Annotated in this window: 26 protein-coding genes and 1 pseudogene; 6 read left to right on the top strand and 21 right to left on the bottom strand. The window is 33.4% G+C overall.

Annotated elements, in window-relative coordinates:
- Nucleotides 1-31: 31 nt before the first annotated feature.
- The 10 genes from essB to ACYFX0_RS12300 form a co-directional block, all read right to left on the bottom strand.
- Entirely contained in the window at nucleotides 32-1,231 is a 1,200-nt protein-coding gene (essB, locus tag ACYFX0_RS12345) for a type VII secretion protein EssB (RefSeq protein WP_460270600.1), read from the bottom strand.
- A gap of 73 nt (nucleotides 1,232-1,304) precedes the next feature.
- Nucleotides 1,305-1,556, bottom strand: coding sequence for an EsaB/YukD family protein (locus ACYFX0_RS12340; protein ID WP_001007566.1), 252 nt, complete (start codon nucleotides 1,554-1,556; stop codon nucleotides 1,305-1,307).
- Nucleotides 1,557-1,560: 4 nt separating this feature from the next.
- Nucleotides 1,561-2,064 carry a type VII secretion protein EssA gene (gene essA / locus ACYFX0_RS12335; protein ID WP_000595661.1) on the bottom strand — a complete coding sequence of 168 codons (504 nt, stop codon included), beginning with the start codon at nucleotides 2,062-2,064 and terminating at the stop codon, nucleotides 1,561-1,563.
- Nucleotides 2,036-5,851: a type VII secretion protein EsaA gene (esaA, locus tag ACYFX0_RS12330; RefSeq protein ID WP_460270597.1), complete on the bottom strand. Its 3,816-nt coding sequence runs from the start codon at nucleotides 5,849-5,851 to the stop codon at nucleotides 2,036-2,038. The genes essA and esaA overlap by 29 nt, the downstream gene beginning before the upstream one ends.
- A 126-nt stretch (nucleotides 5,852-5,977) precedes the next feature.
- The gene (locus ACYFX0_RS12325; RefSeq protein ID WP_000918601.1) at nucleotides 5,978-6,274 is read right to left on the bottom strand and encodes a WXG100 family type VII secretion target; all 297 of its coding nucleotides are present in this window, start codon (nucleotides 6,272-6,274) and stop codon (nucleotides 5,978-5,980) included.
- Nucleotides 6,275-6,584: 310 nt separating this feature from the next.
- Nucleotides 6,585-7,013, bottom strand: coding sequence for a GNAT family N-acetyltransferase (locus ACYFX0_RS12320; RefSeq protein ID WP_000584237.1), 429 nt, complete (start codon nucleotides 7,011-7,013; stop codon nucleotides 6,585-6,587).
- 3 nt (nucleotides 7,014-7,016) lie between these two features.
- Complete coding sequence (locus tag ACYFX0_RS12315; protein WP_000846433.1) at nucleotides 7,017-7,382, bottom strand: cupin domain-containing protein; 366 nt, start codon at nucleotides 7,380-7,382, stop codon at nucleotides 7,017-7,019.
- A 12-nt stretch (nucleotides 7,383-7,394) separates the two neighbouring features.
- Nucleotides 7,395-7,880 (bottom strand): GNAT family N-acetyltransferase, encoded by a 486-nt coding sequence (locus tag ACYFX0_RS12310; RefSeq protein ID WP_000221053.1) that lies wholly within the window; start codon nucleotides 7,878-7,880, stop codon nucleotides 7,395-7,397.
- Nucleotides 7,877-8,437 carry a 2'-5' RNA ligase family protein gene (locus tag ACYFX0_RS12305; RefSeq protein WP_460270594.1) on the bottom strand — a complete coding sequence of 187 codons (561 nt, stop codon included), beginning with the start codon at nucleotides 8,435-8,437 and terminating at the stop codon, nucleotides 7,877-7,879. Before ACYFX0_RS12305 ends, ACYFX0_RS12310 begins: the two co-directional genes overlap by 4 nt.
- 6 nt (nucleotides 8,438-8,443) lie before the next feature.
- Nucleotides 8,444-9,010: a GNAT family N-acetyltransferase gene (locus ACYFX0_RS12300; RefSeq protein ID WP_001181851.1), complete on the bottom strand. Its 567-nt coding sequence runs from the start codon at nucleotides 9,008-9,010 to the stop codon at nucleotides 8,444-8,446.
- A 136-nt stretch (nucleotides 9,011-9,146) separates the two neighbouring features.
- Here ACYFX0_RS12300 and ACYFX0_RS12295 point away from each other — a divergent pair, with 136 nt between their 5' ends.
- Complete coding sequence (locus ACYFX0_RS12295; RefSeq protein ID WP_400576941.1) at nucleotides 9,147-9,671, top strand: hypothetical protein; 525 nt, start codon at nucleotides 9,147-9,149, stop codon at nucleotides 9,669-9,671.
- A gap of 57 nt (nucleotides 9,672-9,728) precedes the next feature.
- On the opposite strand, the gene ACYFX0_RS12290 is transcribed toward ACYFX0_RS12295, so the two are convergent.
- Complete coding sequence (locus ACYFX0_RS12290; protein ID WP_400576944.1) at nucleotides 9,729-10,856, bottom strand: metallophosphoesterase; 1,128 nt, start codon at nucleotides 10,854-10,856, stop codon at nucleotides 9,729-9,731.
- 187 nt (nucleotides 10,857-11,043) lie between these two features.
- Nucleotides 11,044-11,466 carry a GNAT family N-acetyltransferase gene (locus tag ACYFX0_RS12285; RefSeq protein ID WP_001101124.1) on the bottom strand — a complete coding sequence of 141 codons (423 nt, stop codon included), beginning with the start codon at nucleotides 11,464-11,466 and terminating at the stop codon, nucleotides 11,044-11,046.
- Nucleotides 11,467-11,595: 129 nt separating this feature from the next.
- Between ACYFX0_RS12285 and pdxR the strand changes: the two genes are divergently transcribed.
- Entirely contained in the window at nucleotides 11,596-13,011 is a 1,416-nt protein-coding gene (pdxR, locus tag ACYFX0_RS12280; RefSeq protein WP_081143887.1) for a MocR-like pyridoxine biosynthesis transcription factor PdxR, read from the top strand.
- Nucleotides 13,012-13,100: 89 nt separating this feature from the next.
- On the opposite strand, the gene ACYFX0_RS12275 is transcribed toward pdxR, so the two are convergent.
- The gene (locus tag ACYFX0_RS12275; RefSeq protein ID WP_000755126.1) at nucleotides 13,101-13,946 is read right to left on the bottom strand and encodes a YitT family protein; all 846 of its coding nucleotides are present in this window, start codon (nucleotides 13,944-13,946) and stop codon (nucleotides 13,101-13,103) included.
- Nucleotides 13,947-14,126: 180 nt separating this feature from the next.
- Complete coding sequence (locus ACYFX0_RS12270; RefSeq protein ID WP_000024469.1) at nucleotides 14,127-15,335, bottom strand: macrolide family glycosyltransferase; 1,209 nt, start codon at nucleotides 15,333-15,335, stop codon at nucleotides 14,127-14,129.
- A 399-nt stretch (nucleotides 15,336-15,734) separates the two neighbouring features.
- Between ACYFX0_RS12270 and ACYFX0_RS12265 the strand changes: the two genes are divergently transcribed.
- The 3 genes from ACYFX0_RS12265 to ACYFX0_RS12255 are packed head-to-tail and all read left to right on the top strand — an operon-like array spanning nucleotide 15,735 to nucleotide 18,230.
- Nucleotides 15,735-16,613, top strand: coding sequence for a protein kinase family protein (locus ACYFX0_RS12265; RefSeq protein WP_000941370.1), 879 nt, complete (start codon nucleotides 15,735-15,737; stop codon nucleotides 16,611-16,613).
- Between the two features lie 23 nt (nucleotides 16,614-16,636).
- Nucleotides 16,637-17,524, top strand: a complete 888-nt coding sequence (locus tag ACYFX0_RS12260; RefSeq protein WP_000354633.1) for a GNAT family N-acetyltransferase — start codon at nucleotides 16,637-16,639, stop codon at nucleotides 17,522-17,524.
- Nucleotides 17,517-18,230 carry a class I SAM-dependent methyltransferase gene (locus ACYFX0_RS12255; RefSeq protein ID WP_460270589.1) on the top strand — a complete coding sequence of 238 codons (714 nt, stop codon included), beginning with the start codon at nucleotides 17,517-17,519 and terminating at the stop codon, nucleotides 18,228-18,230. Before ACYFX0_RS12260 ends, ACYFX0_RS12255 begins: the two co-directional genes overlap by 8 nt.
- 20 nt (nucleotides 18,231-18,250) lie before the next feature.
- Here the strand turns inward: ACYFX0_RS12255 and alr are convergent, their stop codons facing one another.
- Nucleotides 18,251-19,426 (bottom strand): alanine racemase, encoded by a 1,176-nt coding sequence (alr, locus tag ACYFX0_RS12250; protein ID WP_014895227.1) that lies wholly within the window; start codon nucleotides 19,424-19,426, stop codon nucleotides 18,251-18,253.
- 171 nt (nucleotides 19,427-19,597) lie between these two features.
- Between alr and ACYFX0_RS12245 the strand changes: the two are divergent.
- Nucleotides 19,598-20,058: pseudogene (locus ACYFX0_RS12245) on the top strand (DinB family protein).
- Between the two features lie 8 nt (nucleotides 20,059-20,066).
- Here the strand turns inward: ACYFX0_RS12245 and ACYFX0_RS12240 are convergent.
- The 6 genes from ACYFX0_RS12240 to ACYFX0_RS12215 all read right to left on the bottom strand — a co-directional run bounded on the left by ACYFX0_RS12240 (nucleotide 20,067) and on the right by ACYFX0_RS12215 (nucleotide 25,814).
- On the bottom strand, nucleotides 20,067-21,248 hold the full coding sequence (locus ACYFX0_RS12240; RefSeq protein WP_033668968.1) for an MFS transporter: 1,182 nt from the start codon (nucleotides 21,246-21,248) through the stop codon (nucleotides 20,067-20,069).
- A 213-nt stretch (nucleotides 21,249-21,461) separates the two neighbouring features.
- Nucleotides 21,462-22,007 (bottom strand): MarR family winged helix-turn-helix transcriptional regulator, encoded by a 546-nt coding sequence (locus ACYFX0_RS12235; protein WP_000378334.1) that lies wholly within the window; start codon nucleotides 22,005-22,007, stop codon nucleotides 21,462-21,464.
- 149 nt (nucleotides 22,008-22,156) lie between these two features.
- Nucleotides 22,157-22,933 carry a Cof-type HAD-IIB family hydrolase gene (locus ACYFX0_RS12230; protein WP_000278724.1) on the bottom strand — a complete coding sequence of 259 codons (777 nt, stop codon included), beginning with the start codon at nucleotides 22,931-22,933 and terminating at the stop codon, nucleotides 22,157-22,159.
- A gap of 6 nt (nucleotides 22,934-22,939) precedes the next feature.
- The gene (locus ACYFX0_RS12225; RefSeq protein WP_460270586.1) at nucleotides 22,940-23,530 is read right to left on the bottom strand and encodes a histidine phosphatase family protein; all 591 of its coding nucleotides are present in this window, start codon (nucleotides 23,528-23,530) and stop codon (nucleotides 22,940-22,942) included.
- Between the two features lie 89 nt (nucleotides 23,531-23,619).
- Nucleotides 23,620-24,825, bottom strand: a complete 1,206-nt coding sequence (gene spoIIP, locus ACYFX0_RS12220) for a stage II sporulation protein P (protein WP_460270786.1) — start codon at nucleotides 24,823-24,825, stop codon at nucleotides 23,620-23,622.
- A gap of 20 nt (nucleotides 24,826-24,845) precedes the next feature.
- On the bottom strand, nucleotides 24,846-25,814 hold the full coding sequence (locus ACYFX0_RS12215; RefSeq protein WP_000226256.1) for an SPFH domain-containing protein: 969 nt from the start codon (nucleotides 25,812-25,814) through the stop codon (nucleotides 24,846-24,848).
- Nucleotide 25,815 lies beyond the last annotated feature (1 nt).

Genomic DNA, 25,815 nt, shown 5'->3' with positions numbered 1-25,815 from the left:
ACTGCTCCTTTTCAACTGTCTCATCAAGTGCTTACTCTTTTTTCTCTGTGTCCGACAAATTTTTATCGTTTGATGAATTGCCATATTTCTTTTTATATTCATCTAATTGTTGCTCATATGTTTTTAACTTTTGATCACGTTCTTCCCCTGATAAATCCGGATTATTTTTCAGTGATTCAATTTGTTTAACAAGGCCGTACATAATAAGCTGAGGATCATCAAGTGTCTTAGCTAAATCTAATGATTTATCAAAATTACCTTTTCCGTTATACATCCAATACAGCAAATACTTTTCATCACTTTTCAAACTAATGTTTTTCATAATCGATTTTTTTTGAGCTTCACCTAGTTTTTCAGCTGTAATGTATGCAAATGCTAACTCGTATTTAGATGCAATCGGTAATGATTCAAACTCCTCTTCATTCAATTGCGTAATGACTTTGTCATAATCAGTTGCTATGAAACTTGCATTTGCTTCTAACAATTTATTTTGATAAGGAAATTTTATAAAAGTGAAATATATTAAAGGAGCAGCTAAAATAACTGTCGCCGCTATGAAGGAAAAAGCTAAGTATTTAAATGATTTATAGCTTTTTTTAGGTACTAACTGCATATTTTTTTCTGTTTTTGTTTGTTCCTTCTCAAAGCTGTCATCAAGAAACTGCAGTAATGCATCTAAGCTTTCCATTTGAGCAACGGTCTGTTCAAATGTTGTTTCTTTTGCATCTTTTAGTAACCCAGCATACAAATCATCAAAGTTATGTTTTTGGGAGAATAAAGCAATAATTAGACACTTATATTGTGTTAAAAATTGTTCTTCTGATAACGGGGTTGGTGGAACAATATCTCGAATTCCTCTATGTATAATACTTGGTATTAAATTAGCATTAAAAACTATATTGTCTGGATGTAAAAAGAACGTGATTCGTTTATTCAAATATTTACGAAACTGCGCAACATTCCGAAGTAGTCTTAATTTCTCATTTCTTCCAAAACGGCTAAGATTGTCCCACTTATATAATTTTTTATCTACTTGATATAGAAACGTAAACATATCATCCGCTTCTTCTATTGTTAATGGTACAAATTCAGATGATACGCCCGTAATTATATCGAATTGACGGAAGTCTTTTATACGTGTTTGAGATTTGGTCATCTCCAATTTCCAATTTTCTTTTTCTATTTGAAATTGATAGTTCATTGCATCAATTTGAATTATTTTTTCCGTCATGTTTATCCTCTTCTCCTTTTCTTTATAACCCGTAATAACTTATTTTCAAATAACTAAAAGTAAAAAATATTCTTTATAAAACTTGCAAAATATCTCCATCTGTTATTTGGTGATCAATTAAACGATCATTATCTGTTAAAACAATTGACTTATTTTTCACTTTAATTACAAAATGTGAACCTTCATGATTATCAATCTTTAGCGTATCTAATAAGTTTTTCAATAAATATTTAATAGATTGGTGATTCGGAATACGCAAATCGTATGTATTTCCATTCCATTTATTAAAATCTACTGTGACATTAATATGTGTTTGTATTGCCATCGCTTTACCTCCAACTTTTACGAAGAACCGTATAAATACCGATGCAAATAAGTAGAATGCCGCCGCCAAATAATAATATTATTGTTATACTAATTGGCTCTTCATTCATTGTTTCATTACTCGCTACTTCATCTGCACTTTTTCTGACAATGTATTCACTGCTAAACAAACTATTTTTCGTATCTTTAACACTATTATTCTCTTTTTGTTTTATAAAAAGAGAATCTCGCAGAGCTTCCATATCTTTTTGTTCTTTCTTTTTCTTTTTCTCAATTTCTTCTTCTATATCTTGGTTAAATAACTCAATTGATGCTTTATCTAATTCTGTTTCCTTATGTTCCTTTTTATTTTTTTCTTGGTCGCTTTCTTCAAGTCGATCCACTTTAAACTTAATCTTCCCATCATCACCAAGATAACTGTCAGCCGCGCTCCTTATCGGTAGCGCGACAAACAGTAAAAGGATAGAGAGAAATGATAACTTAGCCACTATGCTCCATTGTTTGATCATTTACTTCTTTTTCCTCCCATTTCTTATGCCATACAAATAGATTACTAACCAATCCAATAATGGCAATTACAAACAATACGACAAAAATAACTTTCCCAGTATCTTTACCACTAATAAAATCATTTAGAAAACTTTCTATATACTGAAGCGGTGAGAATTGACGTATCTTTCCGACAGAAGACATTTGATCTACTTTACTTCCAACTGCCTCAGTTAAAAATAGGTACATGCTTAAAAATACTAATAGTATAAACATTCCTACCATTTTTATTTGTCGTAATAAGTAGGTTGAGACCAATACAAACGCCATCATAATAAATGTGATGAACGCAATCCATAGTAAACTTTGATCCTGACCGAACTTTAAAAGACGCCCAGAAATGATACCTATACTAATTCCTTCCACAATTGATATACCGAAAGCTACTACTGTAGTTGGTACATTCATATCAATTAATGAGAATTTCTCTTCAAAATGATCCGATTGCATTCGTTTCTTTTCTTGATTCGCAATTGCGTATGCTGTAAATAATGCAACAATGAAACAAGTTAATACAATTAAGTACGGTGTAAAAGCATTACCTGCTACAATTACTCCATCATTTTGCTTTTGAACTGGACTAGCTAAAAAGTCATATAGCATTTCATTTTGACGATCTCCAATACGACTATTCGCTAAAATTTTCGTAAAGTTTTTGGAGAATGATTTATCATCTTCCATTTTCTTTGTAAAGTCATTTAATAATAAATCAGCTTTTGAAACAATTGTCGTTCCGCTGTCTTGAATTTCTTTTGCTTGTCCATTAATTTGATCAAATGTTTTATATACATCGTCTGAAGTTGCTAAACTATGCTTCGAACTTTCGACCAATGACTGACTTTGCATCATTAATGATTTAATACCAGAATCTAACGATAAAACAGCCGTTTGCTCACCAGCATGATTTGTTGTTACTACTTGCTGCTCTTCAACTAGCTTTAAGCTATTCTCACGCCATTTCGCTAAACCTTTTACATACTCTCCTAAATTTTCATTCATACTAGTTGCTTGTTGCGTCGTTCCATTTAATTTCTCCGCTAGTAGCATAGAATTTTGATCCGCACTAGTAATAGATTGTTGATAAGAGTTTATTTTTTGTTTTAAACCTGACATATCTTGCTTTATTTCTGTAGTAATACTTGATGAAACAAGATTTGAAATTAAATCGATTAAGCTTTGTTTATTTAATACGTAGTACAAAGATTGGTCCGTCGCAATTGCATCTAAACTTCCCTCTTCTAACTTAGGACCTACATCTTTCGTTCTTAAATCAATCCCATAATACATTTCGTAAAGGCTCATTAAACCTTGATAACTTTCAACTGTATCTACTGCTTCTTTTATTAATACACTAGAAGTAATATCTGTTATTTTTTCTGTTTTTTGATGTATAACTTGATTCGTTGTACTTTCAATAACTTTACCGTTATCTGTTCCCGTTTCGCCTCCTGGATTTCCTCCGGTTCCGTTATCTGTTCCCGTTCCGCCTCCTGGGTTTCCTCCGGTTCCGTTGTCTGTTCCCGTTCCGCCTCCTGGGTTTCCTCCAGTTCCGTTATCTGTTCCCGTTCCGCCTCCTGGGTTTCCTCCAGTTCCGTTATCTGTTCCCGTTCCGCCTCCTGGGTTTCCTCCGGTTCCGTTATCTGTTCCCGTTCCGCCTCCTGGGTTTCCTCCAGTTCCGTTATCTGTTCCCGTTCCGCCTCCTGGGTTTCCTCCAGTTCCGTTATCTGTTCCCGTTCCGCCTCCTGGGTTTCCTCCAGTTCCGTTATCTGTTCCCGTTCCGCCTCCTGGGTTTCCTCCGGTTCCGCCTCCTGGGTTTCCTCCAGTTCCGTTACCTGTTCCCGTTCCGCCTCCTGGGTTTCCTCCAGTTCCGTTATCTTTCCCTGTTCCGCCTCCTTGGTTTCCTTCAGTTCCGTTATCTTTCCCTGTTCCGCCTCCTTGGTTTCCTTCATTATTGCCTGTTGTGTTTTCCATTTTTTTGATAATAGGTTTTTTAGCATTGTGTACTAACGGCATTATGCCATACTGTGATTTATGAACCACATTTTCCACCTTGCTATTTTCCGTTTGTGTTCCTTTATCTTCTTTATTAGGTTCTTCTTTATTAGGTTCTTCTTTCTCAGGACTAGTTTCTTTTGTATGAGTCCCACTCAATTCCCATTGCCACATTACAGGAGAGAAAACATCTATATTGATGTTTGGATCTTTTAACTTCACATGCAGATCAATCTTTATATCCCCTTCATTACGAGGAGCTATTGTAATTTCTCCTGCTTCGCTTTGTAGAAAGTCACTTGTACGATCCACATCATCAATATATAAAGCTTCTGTACTTCCATCTAATTTAAATTCTTCTGGAATCTTTATCTTCAAAATTTGCGGCGATTCCATTTTAATTACTTTCGCAGTATCACTAAATGTAATTCTCTCTGTATAAAGTCTATCCTTCACTTCTTTAATTGCGTTTCCTAAAGATATTTTATTTACAGGATCATAATAAAAATTATTTTCTTTATTATATTTTTTTGTAAATTGAATTACATTTTGCAGTTGTAATTTCGTTGCATCTGGTAAATCACTTTGACCGATTTCTTCCATGTTTAAACTAGGTAATTTCGCAATTAAATTCTCGATTTGTTTCTTTATTCGAGCATCTGGTTGTTTCATTAATGTATTTATGAAGATTTCTTGCTTTCCATCATTCGACATAGATTGCTTTAACTTCTTAATTACCGTCTCTTGAATATCACTTTCTAACTTTCCAGCAAGTTCTGTATCATATTCAGATACTTGTTTTTTTACATCCGCTAAATATTTTTGAACTGCTGAAGCATCAGTTAAAATATTTGGTTCTTTCTCTGAAAACGTAAATTGATTTGAAATACTTTTATTAGCTGATTCCAATGCACTTAATTGCTTTAAAGCATCGCCTGTATTCATATCATTCATATATTGATTGAATTGATTTGTGAAATTATTCGCTAACAAATTGTTATCAGTTTGCATTTTTTGAAAGTTATTAAAACCATCTAAGTACGTACTGTTAGATTTATTCCCTTCATCTAACGCTTGACCGAAACCTTTTAAAACATCCTGAAATCCTTTGAAACTATTAACAGAAACACCTGTATAATCTTGTACTGTTTTAAATTGATTTGTGTAATTTGCTAACGGACTATGTATATCTTTTTTATACATAGTTGTTTGAACGTTTCCTTTTTCAATTATTTTACCTATATTATCTTGTGCACCTTGTAGCTTACCGATAATACTCGCAAAATAAACGTCGATTATTTGCTTATTGAAATCTTCTAAAATAACAGAAGCTGTATTTTCTGCCTCAGCTTTCAAATCCTTATTCCCAGTTGCATTTACTTTGTAGTTTAACGTTAATTTCTCCGGAATCTCTGAATCAATCGCAACTGCTTTCCTAGAAAAATCATTTGGAATAACAATCATCATATTGTAATTATTATTTTTCAATCCATTTTCTGCTACCCCGCGACTAACTACGTACCATTCTTGTTTCGTATTTTTATTTACATTTTTAACAAATTGATCTCCAAACGCTATTTTATTGCCCTCAAAAACAGTGCCCTGATCTTCATTTACCAACGCAACTGTCATTTTTGGTGTAGTATTCTCATTAGCTTTCTTAACATTTTGATTTAATGCTAAATAGGAGACCCCTGTTGATAGTACAAGAGCTAAAATAATAAACAACAAGATGCTCCATTTGAACTTTTTCACAACTTATCACTCCTGCGACTGCGAGTCTATCTAATGAAAGACTTCGTATCTTACTCTAGTTTTAAAGTAATTTAGCCATACAACGTATGGTTGCATGGCTAAATTATATATTTCTTTTTATCTGTCTTATTGTAGACCGAAATTACGAGAAAGATCTTCGTCATGTCTAGCAACAGCTTCTGCAGTTTTATTAAGCTGCATATTAATTTCTTGTAATAACTGTGCGAAGTTTTGTACTTTTGGCTTTAATTGATTGAACTGTTGGTCAAAACCTTCGAAAGCACGACCTTCCCATTCTCCTCTTAATTCATTTTGTAAGTTTTGTAGTTGACGTAAAATGTCCTCAATTTGATTTGCACCCTGTCCATATCGAGTAGCTTTCGATTTAAGTTCCTCTGGTGACATACGAATTTGTCCTGCCATTATTAAATCCCCCTTAAAATTTAAAAATAGTAAAATTAACCAATAATCAATTCTACAAATTGATTATATCAATAATTTAAAAATTTCTAAACAAAAAAATGATATTTTTCCAAAATTTATCTTTTACTATAATAACGATATATTGTATAATAGTAATTTATTTATTTTTTAAGCATACTCTATCAATCTACTATAAAATAAAGGCAAACCATCTATTTTATATATTTATAAAGACTTATTGGCTTTAAATTCCAGCGATAAAGTAGCCACTAAATCATTATTTTCTCTTCTCCCATTCCGACTATAATACTCACTTCAAAGTCATAATTACCTGCCTTTCAACAAACCCAAACTCTTCGTACATCTCTTTTGCAAAATTCCCAGCAAATACATTCAACCTAATTTCTGAATACTTCTCCTTTAATTCCTTAATACCAGCTTCCATCAGTTCTCGCGATAATCCTCTCCCGCGATATTCTGGGAAAACGTACAATTCATATATAAATCCAAGTTTTTCACGAGAAAAATAGTCTGTATTTTCCCCTATTAATATCCATCCCATTACTTTATTTTCTTCTTTAATGATTAAATAGTATGCTCCTTTTTCTACAATCGGCTTTGTAATTTCAATCGCTTTCTCGGTACTTAATTGACAATTCCCTCTCGTCCCTTCAAAAAGCGATTGAGCCGCATATTTTAATATTTCATTGGTATCTTCTTGATTCGCCTTAATTATCATTTTTCACAACTCCCCTTGAATAATAGGCATTACTATCCCTTGTTCAAGATTCTCCGCTTCCATAACAATTGCCGTTAATCCTTGTTCTGTACTTGTTTCATGAAGCTCTCCCTTCTCCCAAAACACAGCTTGTCCCGCCTCTATCTTTACCTTTTCCTTATTTGCCCCACACACATATCCTACTCCGTCCACAATAAGAAGCAGTTGAGATACAACTGCTTCATGACATCCGATTATTCCATTGGCTTGTAAATGCATAGCACCGATATGTACATTTCCTTGATGGTTTACTATTTTCGACATGATGAAATTAGATTGAAATACTGATAAGTGCTTTCCTACTTTTTCACTAAAATCAAAAGTTTTCATTACTAGTCCTCCTTATACGTATAAAACCATCCTTACTGTCTGCATCATATGTCCTTCAAAGTCTTCTTCAAATTGCTCTAATTCAGCAAAACCTTTCGCTTCATAAAAGCGTTTTCCTTTTTCATTTGCAGCTTCTACATGTATGTACAATTTCCGTATCCCATTTAATGCCTTAATCCCTCTTTGTAATAAAGCACTTCCGATCCCTTTTCCTTGCTGATCTGGTAACAAATAAATTGCCCCTAATTCTGCTTCGTTTTGTAGTCTAACAGGTGAAAAGTTCGCAAATCCTATTACTTCTCCCTCTTCTTCCGCAACGAATAAATGTGTATTTTTAAGGCGATATTTCATTTTTTCATCAGAATATGCCTCGTCTAAAAAACTATCTTGAATCTCTCTCGGGATAATGCCTTCATATGTATCATGCCAAGCTATTTTCGCTACTGATTGTACAGCCTGAATATCTTCTTGCTTCATTTCTCTAATTATATATGTCATCTCGATGTCTCCATTCTCTTTAAATTATATTCTGCTAATATACTAGAAGAAACGGCAGAACCATTTTCATAATTGACCTTAATTAATTTTAACTTTTCAATCGAAGCTGTTGTAACATCAAAATTCTCATATATATACTCCATCACACTTAAAAAATGAGTTGAATTCAAATGATTCGCAATCGTGCAATGCAGAACCCATTTTCCTGGTACATAATATGAATTTGAATTATCATGAAAAGTTTTGAAATGATCATGATAAAAATGATGAAGTCTCAATAAATCATCGGTAACAGTCGGCGCTAGAAAAACCGTACCGTTAGTAGGAAAAGTTCCAACAGAAGGAAAAGTGACTGCAGACATGTTTTCTTGAATAGCTACAAATTCCTTTAATTTTTCAATATACAAATTAACATCCAACTCATTATAATCCGCAATCGTTATATGAGGTTCTACTCCAGCTAATTGATTTGTTCCAATTACATTTGTTAATTTATTTTGTAATTCTGTAATTTTATTAGTAAACACACGATCAAATGTAGCAATGATAGCGTACAATCTTTCTCACCCCTTCGTTACACATAGCGCTTCCCATTCTTCACGAATCATGCCCATTCGAATAGAATCATAGTATGTTCCGTTATAATAACGACACTTTCGCATTCTACCTTCTAAGCTCATTCCTATTTTCTCTGCTACTTTCATCATTCGTTCATTGCCAGACCAAGTCGTGATTCCTACTCTACCAATCTCCATTTTTTCAAATAGCAAATCTCTATATAATTTCAATGCTTCTGTACCATATCCACCATTCCAGTATGTTGGCTCATAAATCACAACTCCCATCTCTAACCAACGCGTCATTTTATATTCCCAATAAAACCCGACTGTCCCAATGATTTGACCGTTATTTTCTATAATTAAATTTGACAGTGGTTCTTCTTTCAAACGATTTTGCATCTTCTCTTTATAGGAAGAGTATTCTTGCATTGAGAACGGGAAATATGGCGCATCCCATTTCTTCCATTCTGGGCTTTCTTCTTTAAATATGATATTCCATAATGTTTTTATATCCGATTCTTCTATTGTACGAATTGTAACTTTCTTCCCCTTTAATACAACGTTTTGCATAATTCCCTCCTGCATTCCTCTTTATTTCATATATAATTATAATGTTTTTTCAGAAAAATCAAAACTAATATCATATATTATATTGTATAATTTTGTTATTAGATACTAATTATTGATTTAGAAAGCTGGTGATTCAGTGAATAATCGATTTAGTATTGCTTTATTTCTCACTATTGTTACCACAAATATTATTCTATATTTCTTCTTATTCTTTATATTTTTAGCTTTATCTAAAGCAGCGAGTAACCAGAAATTTCTCCATTGGATCGGCAACACAATATTACTATTCTTATTTTTTGTCGATATTGTCATCGCCCTCATTGCTCTTGGCTTTTCACTCCCTCTTGATCATTTCATATTTTTAGCATTAGGGCTTTTATTTATATTAATAGGTTATTTCAGTTCCAAAATTGATACGACTAAATCAACCGTTTCATTAGAATGGAATGATAAGCACCTTGAAAAAAGAGCTTTAAATATTAGTAGTATTTCAATGATGATAGCAGGGATTTTTTTAGCGATACTTCCTTTTATCGTTTCTGCTCCCTATAGTGGTTATGGCATACTAGCAATTCTTTTAGGAATGACGCTTATCATTCTGCCGACTACGATTTATTTACTTATTAAAGACAGCAAGCAGTCCACTAATTTAAAAGGTTAATTGAAATATGTGATTGTAAAATAGGTAATAAAAAATAGGAGGTTATCCCCTCCTATTTCAGCTCAATATATTATTTCCCTTTTTATTCACCTCAAGCAAAATCCCTTTCTCTATCCAACCCTCTACGCCATCTTTTTTAATTAAATCATATCCTGAACAGCTATCATCAATGAGAGAAACGATATCTCCCTTCCTAACGCTTATTTGCGCACAAGAAATATCGGTTTTCACTGTATATTCACCTGACTCAAGTTGTTTCATATATTCATTTTTTACAGTGAGCAAATTATTCGTTTCCTTTTGCTTACATACGGTGTAATCTTGCATCTTCTCGATAGGCTCTATGTAATAATACGGATATGTCACTCCGCCCTGCATTTCTGAATTCGCATTAAAATCCGCTATTACTTCATACTGTGGGAAATAGTCTACATATGTATAAGAAAATGTATCGCCCGTTTGTTTCCTCTGAATAATAAATGCATTTAATTGTCCTGCTTCTTTAATTGCATTTCCTCCATCAATTGCAATAATTTTTTTCTCCTCATCAATAACTGGATTGTTAGACGGTGCTTCTTCAGAATAGTTCACGACTGGCCAATGACCAACTATTACATACTTATTTGCTTTATGTGATTTATAAAAAAAATCCGGCATTGCTATCGCATTTTTGCGCTCTGTTTCTTTCCAATCTACTCTATCTTCTAGCCCTGCATGCACAAAAATATAATCTTCTGTTTCAATCGCTGTTGGCAACTCCGTTAGCCAATATAGTTCTTGTGAAAATTCACTTAGCAATGCTTCTTTCACTTCACGAATTGAAGTACCTTCATGAACTGAAAAATCCAATTGCTCTAGCCATTCATTAAAAATTGAATGCTTCCTCGTACATAAATAATTAATAAGACGAGGATTTTCATTTAGAAGAGCATCAACTAAAACTTCACAATTCCCTTCAACAACGTGAACCTTTGAATTGTTCTTTACAAGATTCATAACGTAGTTTACTACACCTACGCTATCTCGTCCTTTCTCGCAAAGATCTCCATTAATAATTAAATAACCTTCATCTTTAAAGTTAACTTTATGTAGTGCTTCTTTTAAAAGATTTAATTCTCCATGAATATCCGATATGACAATAACTCTAGCATCATTAGGGATTGATAGTTTCTTTATTTTTTTCAAGTATAAGCGCTCCAATCATTCTCTTTATTATTACTTAAAACAATTCGATACAATAACACTATATAACCTTTTCAAATACATATACCATAACTTACAACCTATTTACGGTTCAATAATAACTTGAGAAATAATAATAATAATAAGAAGAAGCTGTTCCCAACTTTTCGAGACAGCTTCTTCTTCTTATTTATAATTCTTTATGAAAAGAATAACTCACCTTATCATACCCTTCTCTTTCATAAAAACGATGAGCATCAATTCTTGAAAATGCTGACGTGAGGGTGATAGACTCACATCCGTTTTCCTTTCCCCAGTTCTCTATATACGAAAGTAATACATTTCCATGTCCTTTTGAACGATGTGCGTCTGCCGTTACAAGGTCATATACGAAAACGTGCTTCTTATTATAAAAGTTCGTACAAATCGCTACACCTGCAAGGCTAACAACTTCATCATCTTCATTACGCAGCGAGAATAGTTTATAATTTTCTTCTTTCATATTTCGAAATAAAGTGCCTGTTTCCTCTTTTGAAAGTTGTGTTCGTAATTGCTGTAAAACAGGTAATACTTCATGTAATTGCTCTTCTGTTACTACTTCTTTAACATTCATTTTTAACTCTCCCTTAACTATTTATTTAATTTTCTAAATGTTATATCATTATTATAGAAAGTGACTGCCCTTTACTTAAGTGGCAGTTTAAGTATTTTTTATAAGGTCAGTTTTAAAGGAGAGTTTTATATGGATTTTACTATCCCATTGCAATTACAAAGTAACACACCTATTTACTTGCAAATTTACGAATATATAAAAGCTGAAATTATACAAGGGACTATTTCTGTTGGCACACGTCTACCCTCACACAGAAATTTAGCATCACAACTTAATATTAGCCGCATTACTGTTGAATCAGCTTATCAACAATTATTAGCTGAAGGTTATGTAGAAAGTAAACCGAAACGTGGTATTTTTGTAGCAAATTTCGATATTGACGTTATCCCAAATAAAAAACGAAATGCAGCAAAGAAGACGAGCAATTTGATAGACGAAAAATTCGAATACGATTGTAGCCAAGGGCTTATTGATCAAAATAAATTTCCGATTACAAATTGGAAACGGGCATTACAAGAATCCATACTTACATACGAAAATGCACTATTTGCCAAAGAAGACCCTCAAGGTGAATTCGCTCTTCGAGAGCATATATCAACATATTTATATCATTCTCGCGGTGTACATTCTTCACCTGATCAAATTGTGATCGGTGCCGGAACGCAGCCACTTCTCTGGTTACTACTTCAACTGCTTGGCCCTACAAAAGAATACGGCATTGAAAACCCTGGATTTCACCGTATACACGCAATCATTAAAAGCTGTGATAGACAAATCCATCCCATACCATTGGATGAAAAAGGGATTAATATTTCTAGCTTATACAATACAAATGCCAATGTCGCATACGTTACACCATCACACCAATTTCCACTTGGGATTATTATGCCTTTACCTAGAAGATTAGAATTGTTAAAGTGGGCTAATGATTGCAATGGATACATTATTGAAGATGACTATGACGGAGAGTTTCGCTACGCTGGTAAGCCGATTCCTTCTTTACAAAGTCTTGATTCAAATGAACGCGTTATTTATATGGGGACTTTCTCAAAATCTTTTTTACCTTCTTTACGAATGGGATATGTTGTTTTACCACCACATCTTTTAAAAATATATCAAGAACTGCATGGAATTTTTAAACAAACAGTGGCTACAATACAACAACTTGCTTTTGCTAACTTTATACAAAGCGGGAATTGGGAACGTCACCTTAATCGGAGTCGTACACTATATAAAAGAAAACATCATGCGTTAGTAAAATCCATTATGAAAGAAATGGGGGCTAATGTTCAAATTCTTGGCGAACAGTCCGGACTTCATATTGTTTTATGTGTACATAACAGTATGAATGAAAATGAACTGATTGAATCCGCTAAAAAACAAAGCGTTAAATTATACCCACTTTCTCCATATGATTTCATGAATGATTTACGCAAGGAATCATATGTATTACTCGGTTTTGGTAGTATTCCGGAAAATAAAATTGAGACGTTGGCTACATTATTGAAAGACGCTTGGTTCCCTAGTTGCAAGGAAACTTGTTAACAGTGGGTTTAACTTGTAACATACTAACAATTCAACAAAATAAAAAAGAAGGTTGTTCCAAAATAACTTTTTGGACAGCCTTCTTCTAGTTACTCACCTGACCTAGCTTTCCTTCCCGGACGTTTCACACCAGTCGTTTCTGTTGAATAGGAAGCTTCAATTATAGCGGTTGGATCTACAGAGAGAACGAGATCTTTCATTTTCGGATAAATGAATCGGTTTGTAATGCAATAAATGATTCTCTTATGCTCCCCTAAAAAACCACCTTCTCCATGTAGATACGTAACAGATAGTTGCAATTCTTTCATAAGTAAATCGCCTATTTCTTTATTCTTACCAGAAATAATCATAACGCTCTTACCTTGATTAATACCATCTAATATAAAATCAATCATCTTCGTAACAATATAGAAAATTGCTAATGAGAACATCGCTTGTTCGATTGAAAATAAAATTGCAACAAAGATGAAAATAACTGCATTTACTGCAAGTAAAAATGTACTAATTGGTACATTAAAGTGTTTATTCATCCAAACTGCTAACATTTCCGAACCGTCAATTGCTCCACCCATTTTAACAACAATCCCAACACCAATTCCGAACAGCACTCCACCATAAAGTACAATTAATAACTCAGAAGTCGTAATTGCTGGAAATGGTTTTAAATAAATTAATCCGAGTGTTGTAACTACATTCGCATAAGATGTACGGATAAAAAATTTCTTTCCCATTACTTTTGCAGTAAATAATAAAATTGGGATATTAATTCCTAAGAAAACGCCATAAAGCGGCAATCCTGCAACTTTATTTGCCATAATAGCAATAGCCGTTACCCCGCCATCTACTAATCCATTAGGTGCTAAAATAAGCTCTAATGAACCTGCTACTATAATTGAGCCAATTGTTAATAATACGTATTCAAATACTTTCTTCATTCATTACCCCCAAAGCTTATATATTTTCTTAGTATTATTTTAACGTAATTTTTCTGCTAAGACAAAGATATCAGTTTATATACACAAAAGTTTCACCTTTATCGCTATTTTTATGTAACACATTTAGCGCGTAATACTAGAAACACACTTACCAATTAAAAGTAAGTGTGTTTTTAACATCTATTTAATCTTTACGTACGGCTTCATTTTTAATTCAAGTATTTCCTCAACTGCCCTTTGATATCCACCAGCATTTCTAAGCGACTCTCCCACTTTACGACTATTTTCCTTAAACGTCACATCATCCATTACTTTCTTTACAGTCTCACATAACAATTCAGAAGTTAACTCGTTACGATTAAGTCTTATGCCTGCCCCTACTTCAGTCAATCGTTTTGCAACGAATGGCTGATCTCCTGTTACCGGAATTACAACTAATGGAACACCGTAATATAACGCTTCACTCGAACTATTCATACCACCATGTGTCACGAATACATCAGCATGCTGTAAAACTTCTAATTGCGGGACATAATTATACAACTTAAAGTTTTTCGGGATATTTTCAAATTGACTTATATTTATCTTCTTACCAACGACTAATACGACTGTCGCATCTACATCTTTAAACGCTTCAAAACACTTTTCATACAGAGCAGGTTGCTCATTAAAAACTGTTCCCATAGAAATGAAAATTACTTTTTCATTTTTTAAATCTTCAGTAGGAAAACTCCCCACTTCTTTTCGAGTAGCAATTGATGGACCTACAAATTTATACGATTCATCAAATACATCTGAACGCGGCTGATATTCTTTTGAAGTATATACAATCGTAATATCACCAGGATGGTTCATAATATCATACATACTATTACATTTCATTCCATACTGCTTATTCCATCTTTCCATTCCCGCTAAACAAGATTGATATAATGGATTCATTTCATCTACTTGTCTCGATTCTTGCCCATCATGAAAATTAATGTACTGATTAACAGCAAACGTTGTACAAGATGAAACGCTTGGTAATTGTAAAATATTCGCTATAATACGTCCTACTGGAAAATGATTATCATATATTAAATAATCGTATTTTTCCTCTTTTGTTTCCTCTACAATTTGAGTAACAATACGCTCTGATGCTTCAATCATATGAGATAGCATCGTCAAAGGGCTCCCACCTTCATTTACTCGTTCCATAATATTAATTTGAGAGAGAAAATTCTCAAACACTCGGAATTCCGCACCTGTTGCTTCAACCTTCTTTCTATAATCTTCAATACAATAAGAAACAACTGTTTCCCCTCGCTGAATTAACTCACTTACAATAGCTAAAGTCGGATTAATATGACCTTCCCCAGGGAAATTTATTACGAGTACATTTGCCATAATATTCTCTCCTATCCATTTAATATAATAAAATTAACAATTAATTATATTAATTAATTTAAATCTATTATAAATGAATGCATTCTACTTCTTCATGCTTTTCTCTTCATTTTATTATTGAGAAATATTTTCAATAGTCTACATTATTATGATTCACAATCTTATAAACGAATGCTTAATTCTACTTTTACTCTTCATAGCTTTAAAGATACGAGCTTTACATTCAAATACTATCACTCTGTTTTTTTTGACAATTCACACAAAAATGGAGAAATATAATATTTTTAATAAGTTCTCACTATAAATGTAACTATGATTTCAATTTTTTATCTTTATCCCCATAACACATCACCTGTTATATAATAAATTTATAGAATTTACAGAAAAAGAGGTCTTTTCATGTTACAACAACTATTCAATTCACCTATTCTATCCGTTCAAGCCTTGCACCCAGGTTATGAAGATCATGCAAGTGATGTTTTTCTCGTTCAAACAGAAGATACAGAAGTTATCGTTCGTGCTTCTAAAATGAATGAAGAACCAAATAATGATTTTTGGTGGGGATGTAAAAATTTATTTGGAATTGATCCAAGGAACGTCCATCATTTAGAAACGGTACATACATTGTTGCAAGAACATACGAATCTTCCTATCCCAACAATATTAGAAAAACATGTTTTAAATGGCCGTGAATTTGTGGTGGTTGAAAAGTTAGTAGGTAACACAGTTCAATCTTTTATCGAGCAACCAGATTCTATTTTATTCAGCCTAGGAAAAGGACTTGCAGAAATACATAAATTTAAAGCCGATTTCATAGGAAATCCGTCAGGCACGTTCCAAGTTCCACTAGATGAATTCCAATCACATATTTTAAACGTAAGTAAAGAGCTTGTGAATATGTTTTATTCTGATGATGAAAGCATACAAAATGCATTCCCTACCTTTGAATCACAACTTTCTTCCCTGTCCGTACCAAAGGAATCTACACTCGTCTTAATTGATATGGATCCTACTCAATTTTTATCTGACGGTACAACTATTACGGGTTTAGTAGATACTGAAGCTTACGCTGTTGCTCCGCGAGAGCTTGATTTTATCGGACTAGAATATGTACTTACCGAAAAAGAAGCACATGCCTTTCAAAGTGGTTACGAAACAATTATGTCTATTCCTCACTTAGAAGAATATAGACAGCCTTATCGTTATTTATACCGACTGTTATCTGTGCAAGGTAATGTGGAATTAAAGAAATGGTTAAGTCACCCATCCTATTTTTAAATACGAATGAGAGGGATTATACAATGGATATTCGGAAAAAGCGTTCTGTAACAGAAAGTGAAATACAGCAAATGAAGGATTTGGCTTATATTTGCGGGCAACAAGACAACCTTGATTACTCTTCAGATTTACATATCAACTTTTTAAAAAATCGAAATGAAGATTATATAAACGATTTTCTTCTTTATAACGGCACTCAATTAATTGGCGCTTTAAATATGTATGATTTTGAAAGACCAACAAAGCTTGAACTAATAGGCTTTGTACATCCTCATTTTAGAAAACAACGTTTCGGAACTATCCTTTTACAAACTGCAATGAAAGAAATACAAAATAGAGAGACAGATGAAGCTCTTCTTATTATCAATGGGGATTCTATTTCTGGGAATGAATTTGTAAAACATATGAAGTTACCATATTTATATAGTGAATATAGTATGGAGTTCAAGACAAACGAACTTCAAAAAACAACAGATAATAATATACAGCTTACTCTTGCAACTTCAGAATCACTTCTTGATCTTATTGAAATTTCTAGTAAAGCTTTTGGTGATTCAGTAGAAAATACGGCTACATGGTTACAAAAAATGATGACTTCACCTTCTCATAAAGTTTACAGTGCTCTTGTCGATAAAAAAATGATAGGAACGATTACAGTTACTGAGCAAGATCATTCTACTATATTATCAGGATTCGCTGTCCACCCTTCCTATCAAGGTAAAGGCTACGGTAAAGCTATTTTAAACTATATGACACATAAGCTCTTCACAAATGGTGCTACAACAATTGAATTACAAGTTGAAACAAAGAATAACAATGCTTTGAAGCTTTATACACAATGCGGTTTTGAAATTATGATGAAGCATGATTATTATAATTTAATGAATAGCAAGGAGAATATTTATGTCTAAAAAACTTATTTATTCTAATTATGATATTTTCGCATCTATTTATAATAAACATTGGGGACATTTTTCTGAACACTCCTATCCAGCTTTTGAACAACTCGTTTTACAATATGCACAACCACGTTCTCATATTTTAGATCTTTGTTGCGGGACTGGTCATCTTACTAGGAAACTACTTGATCATAATTTTGTAGTAACTGGTATAGATGGTTCTACTCAAATGATTGAGTATGCACGTAAAAATGCGCCAGATGCAACCTTTATCGTTGATGACGCTCGCTATTTCAATATAAATGAGCAATTCCACTACGTCATCTCTGCCGGTGATAGTTTAAACCATATTATGAATTTAGATGAACTAAAAAGTGTGTTTCAGAAAGTTTACTCCGTATTACATAACGAGGGTATATTCGCATTTGATATGAATATGGAAAAAGGATTTCTTAAAAACTGGATTGCTTCGTTTCATATTTCAGAGAAAGAATATGTTTGTACGATTGATTCTACATATAATAATGAAAATAAAAAAGCAGAAATGAACTTTATACTATTTCACCATGACATAGATAATAATTGGACAAGAAGTGACTTTTCTTTTGAAAAAGCTTGTTATTCCAATGAAGAAATAATTTCTTCATTGGAATCCGTAGGTTTTAAGAACATTCAATTCCACGGTACAAATAGAGCATTTTTCACTTGCCAAAAATAAAAAAACTGAATCGAAATGATTCAGTTTTTTCTTAATATATTTACAACTGCAGTTGTTTCGTCATTTTCTTTATAGACACGCGGAATTCTTCTATCTAGCATACATGTAACTTCATAGTTTATTGTACCTAACATATCCGCTATTTCTTCTACTGCGATATTTTCTTCACCTTGTTTACCGTAGAATACTACTTCGTCTCCTACTTGTACTGGCATCGCTTTTGAAACATCCAGCATTAACTGATCCATACAAACACGGCCGATAACAGGTACTCGAATCCCGTTAATTAACGCATAGCCTTTATTAGATAATTGACGATTATAACCATCAGCATAACCAATTGGTACAGTCGCAATCCATTCTTCACCAGTTGTTACATACGTATTCCCATAACTTACACCGCGATTCTTCTTCGCATGTTTAATATGAGCTACTTTTGATTTTAACGACAACGCAGGCTGTAAAGAAACGATTGTATGATCCACTTCTTTTGACGGATACATACCGTATACTCCTATTCCAACGCGTACCATATTTTGAAATGTGTTACTTAATTCCATTGATCCTGCACTATTTGAACTATGAATATATGGTATTTGAATTCCTAATTCTCTCGCTGTATTAACAGCTTTTTCAAATAAACTTGTTTGCATATTCGTATATGATTTATCGATTTCATCTGCCGTAGAGTAATGCGTAAATATCCCTACTACCTCTACATACTCCATACGGTTTAATTCTTCTAAAAATGGTTTAACCTCTTCTTCTTGTAAACCGATACGACTCATTCCTGTATCAATTTTCACTTGAATTTGTACTTTCTTTTGAAGACGGTTTGCAATTTCATTTATACCATGTAAATCTTCTACTCTATAAACAGTCATCATAACGTCATATTGAATTACATCTTCTACAGCCGCAACTGGTGTGTATCCTAAAATTAAAATCGGCACAGTAATTCCTGCTTCTCTTAATTCTATCGCTTCATCTACAAATGCAACTGCAAGTTGATTTATTCCTGCTTCAATTGCAGCTTTGGCAACTTCAACTGCCCCATGGCCATACCCATTCGCTTTTACAGCAGCCATCATCTTAATTTTTTCATCATTTACATGTTTTTTAAATTCGTTTACATTATGTTTTACAGCATTTAAGTCAATTTCTACAATTGTATCTCTTCCATATTTCAAACTCATTGGTCTAACTCCTAACTCAATAATTGCATTCCATTCTATTTCACGTTTCATATGACCTTTTACAATATAATACTTTTCATTATGCTAGTCAAACTACTAGAATTTTCGGAATTTTGAGTATGATATAATATCCTCAAGAAACTATTATATACGGAGACGAGGAGAATTACAATGTTTGTTCAATCTGCATTACATCAACTAAAAGTTGCTATTGATACTTCTATTGATATGCTTAACCAATATAGTGAAAACGATTTAAAAATACAACCGATTCACTCAAAACGATCATTATTTGAAATGTATGCACATCTTTCTCTTATTTGTCATGCTGATTTACTCATTTTAAATGGTATTTCAGAAAAAAATTACATACCTTTTATATAGAACATACGCCCGTAACAGTTGCTCACATGCAACAAACGATGATTGAAGGATACAACCTTCTCTCTAAAACATTTCTTTCCTACTCCCAAATAGAATTAGCAGAAGTTATGACTGCCTATTGGGGGATTTCTTATTCGCGCTTTGAATGGTTACTTGAAATCGTTGCACACTTTTATCATCATCGTGGACAAATTCATATTTTATTATGCGAGCATATAAAAGATCCTCGCATTCCTTTATTTGAGTGATTTTCCACTCATTCATTAATTATAAATAGAGAAGCTACAAAACCAATAAAAAGTATCATTCCTAATAAAATAAATGTTTGAGCATAACCTCCTATTTTCATAAGATAAATAGAAATGATAGGCCCTATACTAGTACCTAAAAATAAAATAAAAGTATAAATAGATACCGCTATTCCCCTTGCTTTCCCTCCTAATTGACCTACAAGAGAAACTAAAGACGGAACGGATATAGCAATACCTATTACAAAACAGACACTCATCATTACAAGTAGAAATAGATACGAAACAAAGCCCATTGAACTTAGACTAAAAATAGCAATCAACAATCCTCCTTGAAGAACTTTCCTTATTTCAAACCTCTTTGTTAAACGACCTGCAAGTGGTGACAGCAACATACCAAACAGCCCTGCTAAGCGAAAATAAAGGATTTGTTCCGCAGTTAAATTGTAAGTAGGAGAGCTCAAATAATTCCCTAAAACAGTATACATATTAACAAAAGCCATTAATAAAACGAATGCAATTATATAGCTTAATACTAAGCTTTTATTTGTAAAAACTTTACCCATCTGTTTAATTGGTCCCAAAATATCAGTATAGGATTGAGACGTCTCTCCTTTCGGAAGAGAATAATAAACCCATATAGCAGTACTTATATAGACAATGCTAAGAAGAAAGAAAACCATATGCCATCCAAAATGCTGACTAACAGCAGTACTTATTACCTGCCCTACAATTCCAGCTACTAAAAAACCGGTACTAACAAACCCTATTGTTGTAACCCTTTTTTCTACTGGGAACATTTCTACAACGTAGGCTAACGCTACTGGAGAAAATGTAGCTGCGGCTATCCCCTGTATACCTCTAAAAATAACAAGCCAAAATAAACTATCTACAAACCCTAAGCAAAAAGAAACTATCGACAGTGCAAGCAATCCAATAAAAATCACTTTTTTTCGTCCATATTTATCAGAGATTGCCCCAAATAACAAACACCCTATAGCAAAGCCAACAGAAAATATACTTCCTGTAGCTGCCGAGTGTGTTAATGACGTATTAAAAATGTTTGAAAATAGAGAGATTAAAGGTATTGTTACATATAGGCTAGACATAACTACCATACCCGACCAACATAATACAGCTGTCATTATTGTATAATTCTTTTCACTATTTACTTCCTTTCCTATTTCCATCATAAACTCTCTCCCTTATTACCATTTATTTTTATTAGTTTAAAACCTCTAGATCACTAAAATAGCATTCCTTTAACTCTTATTTATTTTAATTACATAGCAAAAATTATCACCGTGCAAAAAGTTAGTTAAACATATAATTTAGTTAAACATATAATAAGGCAAGCTAATTATATGTCCAAATAAATAAGTTGATCTTCATAATCAACTTATTTACCTACCTTCTCCTAATTTCACCTGCATAGTTGCTTGCATTTTATTTAATAGCTTTTCTAAAACTTGACGCTCTTCTTGATTAAAGCCATCAACTAACGAAGCGCAAGATAACCAAAAAGTTGGTAAAGAATGTGTAACTAGTTCTTTTCCTTTCGGAGTAATTTTCACCTTTAATCTTCTTCGATCTTTAGAATGGTGGAATCTTACGATTAACTCTCGTTTCTCCATCCAATCTAATAAGCCAGTGACAGAAGCACGTGTAATCCCTAATCGACTCGCAATATCCGAAGGACTCATGTTCACTTCTTCCCCATTCGCTTCCATTTCACGCAAAATAAACAATAGTAAAAAATCTAATTTACTCTCTGAAATACCAAGTGGAGCTAAATCTACGTCAACAGCATCAAGAACATTATCAGACGTCCATAACATTAACAAACCAAGTTTTGCTGCGATTGGATCCGTTTCCGCTGATGCTGTCTTTTTGATTAACTCTGCGTACGGCTCAATCCCTAAAGGAAGAGAATCTTTTCTTGAATCCATTCATCTTCACTCTCCTTTCTCGTTAAATAATTAGCTTACCTAATCACTTTCTCATTATACTCATATTTTTCCTTTTATTGCAAGCACATTGTTGAACAAAAAAATCCTATTATTAAAACAGGATTTTTCACACTGACTAGCTATCAGTTTTAAATAATGCGTAACTTCTTTAAGGCATAAGAAATTCCGCCTTCACTCGCCTTCGTTGTCACGAAATCAGCCCTTCTCTTCAACTCCTCTCCACCATTTCCCATCGCAACTCCTAACCCTACATACTGCAACATCTCAATATCATTTCCACCATCACCAAAAGCAATGGCTTCTGATTTACTAATATTTAAATGTTCCAATACTTTTTGAATTGCAGTTAGCTTCGATACTTTACTATCTTCCAATACATTTATAACGTAACCATGAAAACGGTCAAACGTAAGTGCTGGATATCTTTCAATGAATTTTTGAGCTTCTGCTTCATCGGCATACAGACATATGCAATACATCTCATCTGACAAGTTTTTAACTTTGTCAGGATACCGCTCTAAATTTAAAGTTTCATTTAACGCTCGTATGACACGTTCATCTTTGGAGGCAATATCATTCATTGCAAATTCTTCTGTAAAGTAAGAAACACTGTGACCATGTAATTCAGCAAAATTTGAAATATCATGAACGATTTCGCTTGAAAGTACTGATTTATGTATAACTTCTTCCCCACATTTTATATGTGCACCATTTGCAGAAATATACGTATTTATGCCTAACCCCTTAAATTGTGAGCATAAACTATATGGTCTCCCTGTTGTAACAACTACGTGAATCCCCTTATCTATTAATCTTTGTACCGCTTCTTTTGTACTTTCGTGCATACTTCTATCAATCTCGCTTAAAAGCGTACCGTCAACATCAAAAAATGCAACTTTGTACATAAGTCTTTACATCCCGTCCAAATGATTCGTATCATTAATGAAATGCACCGTTTTTTGTTCACCCTCAATTTCAATTAAACTTATTCCCGTATCTCCCATTTTGAAATAGTAGTCCATTGAAATTGGCATATTGAAAAATGCACGTAATAGACTATTAATTACGCCTCCATGGGTAACAATCGCAATTCGATCATATGTATTCTCTGTCACAATTTTAGAAAAAATCCCTTCTATTCTCATTCGAAACTCAATAAATGACTCTCCGTTTTCAAAACGGTCATGAAGAAACTTTGGTTCTGGATATTTCTTTGCTTCTTCAAATGATAAGCCAGCTTGTATTCCATTATTAAACTCCATTAATTCCTCTTCTAATTGAATTGGACAACCAATTACTTCTGCTAATGTTTCACCCGTTTCACGAGCGCGTTTTAATGTGCTTGCCCAAATGAAATCTGGTGCAAAATCTTTTTTCACTTTCTGTACAAGTTTTTGTACTTGTTGTCTCCCTTTTTCAGTTAACTCAAAATCAGCTCGTCCTTCATGCACATGTAAAATATCAGCTTCTGATTCTCCGTGGCGTATTAGTAGTATTTGCATGTTTCTCTCTCCCTTTATTTAACATTCATAAAATTCCATTATATCACATTTTAAGATTTCAAAATAAAAAAGGAACGGTCTCCCGTCCCTCATCCATTCACTTTTTCCGCATCATTCCAATAATATTTACTAAACGCTTCTGTTAACACATCAATTGTGTTATATAATTCATCTAACGTATTATCAACACCACCAACTTCAATTAACATCGCATTTTTCGATAAATCTTGGTTATAAACGCCATTTCCATCTTTTTTATACTTTGGAAAAATCCCTCTACTTAATCCGTAGTAGTTTTCATCTAAATAACTATTGATTGCTCTTGCAATTTTTTCATTTTCAGCACGCCTTTCATTTTCCATCCCAATTATAAAATATAATCTTGCATACGATTTCCCGTTAATTACTTTTGTTGTTACTTTCTTACGCTGGTCATCACGATGTATATCAATCGGAAACGCAATTTTATTATTTTGTGCTAATGCTTCTTTTACATATTCATGAGACGCTTTATATGACTGATACCATACCCACTTTTTACTCGCTAATAAATCACCCATATTCGTTTTATCGTGAATTACTGGAATTCCTTGCCCCTCAAGTTGTTCCTTCATACGTTTTCCTAGTAAGGACACATTTACATCTGGGCTAGATGGATCAGTTGCCCCTGGTAATAATGGAAAGAAGGATTCCCAGCTATGTGTATGATAAATATATACTGCACTCTCACCTTTTTTCGCTCCGTTCTTTTTCTGAACCGGATTATTCTTTTCCGCTTCTGTAACTTTATCTTTTGCTACTTTCCGCTCTTTCGTTACTTCTTCAATCGGTACACTAGATTCATTTGGGATATTCGTCAAGTTTGTCCCTTCCCCAGCTACGATAATGTTAGAATAATACTTTGACATACCAGGTACTTCTTTACCGACAAATGTTCTTAAATCTTTAATCTTCAAATCTGTCGCAATAGAGAACATTAAATTCCCAACTGACTCTCGTTTATTCTGCTTAAAATAATCAAATCCATAATAGCGATTCTCACTTTCTATCATTTGAACAAAACCTTGCATCGATACTTTTCCAAACCATTGATTTGCATAATTCGATTTCATTGTATGTAAAAGTGACGTCAGAATCGACGCTATTATAATTACTGTTAGCGCATATAAAAGGAGTAACGAAATTAGTTTCTTCCCATGTATTCGAGTTGCATACTTTTTCACTGCATCACCTTCTTTATACATGGATATGTACAAGCTTTTCGGAATATACGCACAAAAAAAGAGAAATGGTATCCCATTTCTCTTCCTCACTTTTATTGTTCTTTTCCTGTATCATTTGAAGGTAGTTTCTTCGCTTGTTTTTCTTTAAATATTTCTCCAATTGCCCCAAGAGTACCAAGTGTTTCAATTGCATTAGACGGAATAAAGACTTTATTTGCTGGTCCTTTTGCAACTTCTTCTAATGATTCGAATGATTTATAAGCAAGTATACGTTCATCTATATTCGCTTCACGAAGCAATTCAATACGGTTTTGTTCTGCTTTTGCGATTTCTTCAATTGCTCTTGCTTCCCCTTGCGCTTCTAATTCTTTCGCTTCTTTTAAACCTTCAGCTTCGCGAATACGCGCTTCTTTATCCCCTTCAGCCATCAAGATTTTACTTTGCTTTTCCCCTTCAGCGCGAAGAACTTTATCTTGTTTTGCTGCTTCAGCTTCTAAAATAATCGCACGTTTATTACGCTCAGCCTTCATTTGTTTTTCCATTGATGCTTGCACATCTTTTGGCGGGTTAATATCAACAACTTCGACACGTTCAATACGTACGCCCCATTTTTCTGTTGCTTCATCAAGCGCTAAGCGGATTTCTGTTGAAATTTTTTCACGACCAGATAACGTTTCATCTAGTTCCATTTTACCGATGATTTGACGCATCGTTGCTGAAGTAATATTACGAACACCATATTCATAGTTTGAAATACCATATGTCGCAAGTTCTGGTTCAACAATTTGATAGAAAATAATTGTATCAATTTCTACTTGAACATTATCTTTCGTAATTACCTTTTGCGGTGGTACATTCGTTTGTTGAATACGTAAGTCATGATATACACGGACACGATCTACAATTGGTATTAAAATATTTAACCCAGGGTGCATGATACGTTGAAACTTACCAAATCTTTCAACAACCCCAACTTTTTGCTGAGGAATAATTTTAATTGTTAATGCGATAAATGTAACTACAATTAGTGCGAATATAATCGTTAACGTTAATGCTACCATA

It is taken from the genome of Bacillus sp. NEAU-Y102 (assembly GCF_054788175.1).
This window is presented reverse-complemented; position numbering and strand designations above follow the sequence as displayed.

What these genes read in the sequence shown, in the direction of transcription:
- ACYFX0_RS12275 (WP_000755126.1), bottom strand. Translation starts at nt 13,946, where the DNA reads ATGAAGAAAGTATTTGAATACGTATTATTAACAATTGGCTCAATTATA.
- ACYFX0_RS12225 (WP_460270586.1), bottom strand. Translation starts at nt 23,530, where the DNA reads ATGCAAATACTACTAATACGCCACGGAGAATCAGAAGCTGATATTTTA.
- ACYFX0_RS12230 (WP_000278724.1), bottom strand. Translation starts at nt 22,933, where the DNA reads ATGTACAAAGTTGCATTTTTTGATGTTGACGGTACGCTTTTAAGCGAG.
- ACYFX0_RS12315 (WP_000846433.1), bottom strand. Translation starts at nt 7,382, where the DNA reads ATGAAAACTTTTGATTTTAGTGAAAAAGTAGGAAAGCACTTATCAGTA.
- ACYFX0_RS12235 (WP_000378334.1), bottom strand. Translation starts at nt 22,007, where the DNA reads ATGGATTCAAGAAAAGATTCTCTTCCTTTAGGGATTGAGCCGTACGCA.
- alr (WP_014895227.1), bottom strand. Translation starts at nt 19,426, where the DNA reads ATGAGTTTGAAATATGGAAGAGATACAATTGTAGAAATTGACTTAAAT.
- ACYFX0_RS12320 (WP_000584237.1), bottom strand. Translation starts at nt 7,013, where the DNA reads ATGATAATTAAGGCGAATCAAGAAGATACCAATGAAATATTAAAATAT.
- essB (WP_460270600.1), bottom strand. Translation starts at nt 1,231, where the DNA reads ATGACGGAAAAAATAATTCAAATTGATGCAATGAACTATCAATTTCAA.
- ACYFX0_RS12300 (WP_001181851.1), bottom strand. Translation starts at nt 9,010, where the DNA reads ATGCAAAACGTTGTATTAAAGGGGAAGAAAGTTACAATTCGTACAATA.
- essA (WP_000595661.1), bottom strand. Translation starts at nt 2,064, where the DNA reads ATGATCAAACAATGGAGCATAGTGGCTAAGTTATCATTTCTCTCTATC.
- ACYFX0_RS12340 (WP_001007566.1), bottom strand. Translation starts at nt 1,556, where the DNA reads ATGGCAATACAAACACATATTAATGTCACAGTAGATTTTAATAAATGG.
- ACYFX0_RS12265 (WP_000941370.1), top strand. Translation starts at nt 15,735, where the DNA reads ATGTTACAACAACTATTCAATTCACCTATTCTATCCGTTCAAGCCTTG.
- ACYFX0_RS12310 (WP_000221053.1), bottom strand. Translation starts at nt 7,880, where the DNA reads ATGACATATATAATTAGAGAAATGAAGCAAGAAGATATTCAGGCTGTA.
- ACYFX0_RS12270 (WP_000024469.1), bottom strand. Translation starts at nt 15,335, where the DNA reads ATGGCAAATGTACTCGTAATAAATTTCCCTGGGGAAGGTCATATTAAT.
- ACYFX0_RS12325 (WP_000918601.1), bottom strand. Translation starts at nt 6,274, where the DNA reads ATGGCAGGACAAATTCGTATGTCACCAGAGGAACTTAAATCGAAAGCT.
- pdxR (WP_081143887.1), top strand. Translation starts at nt 11,596, where the DNA reads ATGGATTTTACTATCCCATTGCAATTACAAAGTAACACACCTATTTAC.
- ACYFX0_RS12215 (WP_000226256.1), bottom strand. Translation starts at nt 25,814, where the DNA reads ATGGTAGCATTAACGTTAACGATTATATTCGCACTAATTGTAGTTACA.
- ACYFX0_RS12260 (WP_000354633.1), top strand. Translation starts at nt 16,637, where the DNA reads ATGGATATTCGGAAAAAGCGTTCTGTAACAGAAAGTGAAATACAGCAA.
- ACYFX0_RS12240 (WP_033668968.1), bottom strand. Translation starts at nt 21,248, where the DNA reads ATGGAAATAGGAAAGGAAGTAAATAGTGAAAAGAATTATACAATAATG.
- ACYFX0_RS12285 (WP_001101124.1), bottom strand. Translation starts at nt 11,466, where the DNA reads ATGAATGTTAAAGAAGTAGTAACAGAAGAGCAATTACATGAAGTATTA.
- ACYFX0_RS12255 (WP_460270589.1), top strand. Translation starts at nt 17,517, where the DNA reads ATGTCTAAAAAACTTATTTATTCTAATTATGATATTTTCGCATCTATT.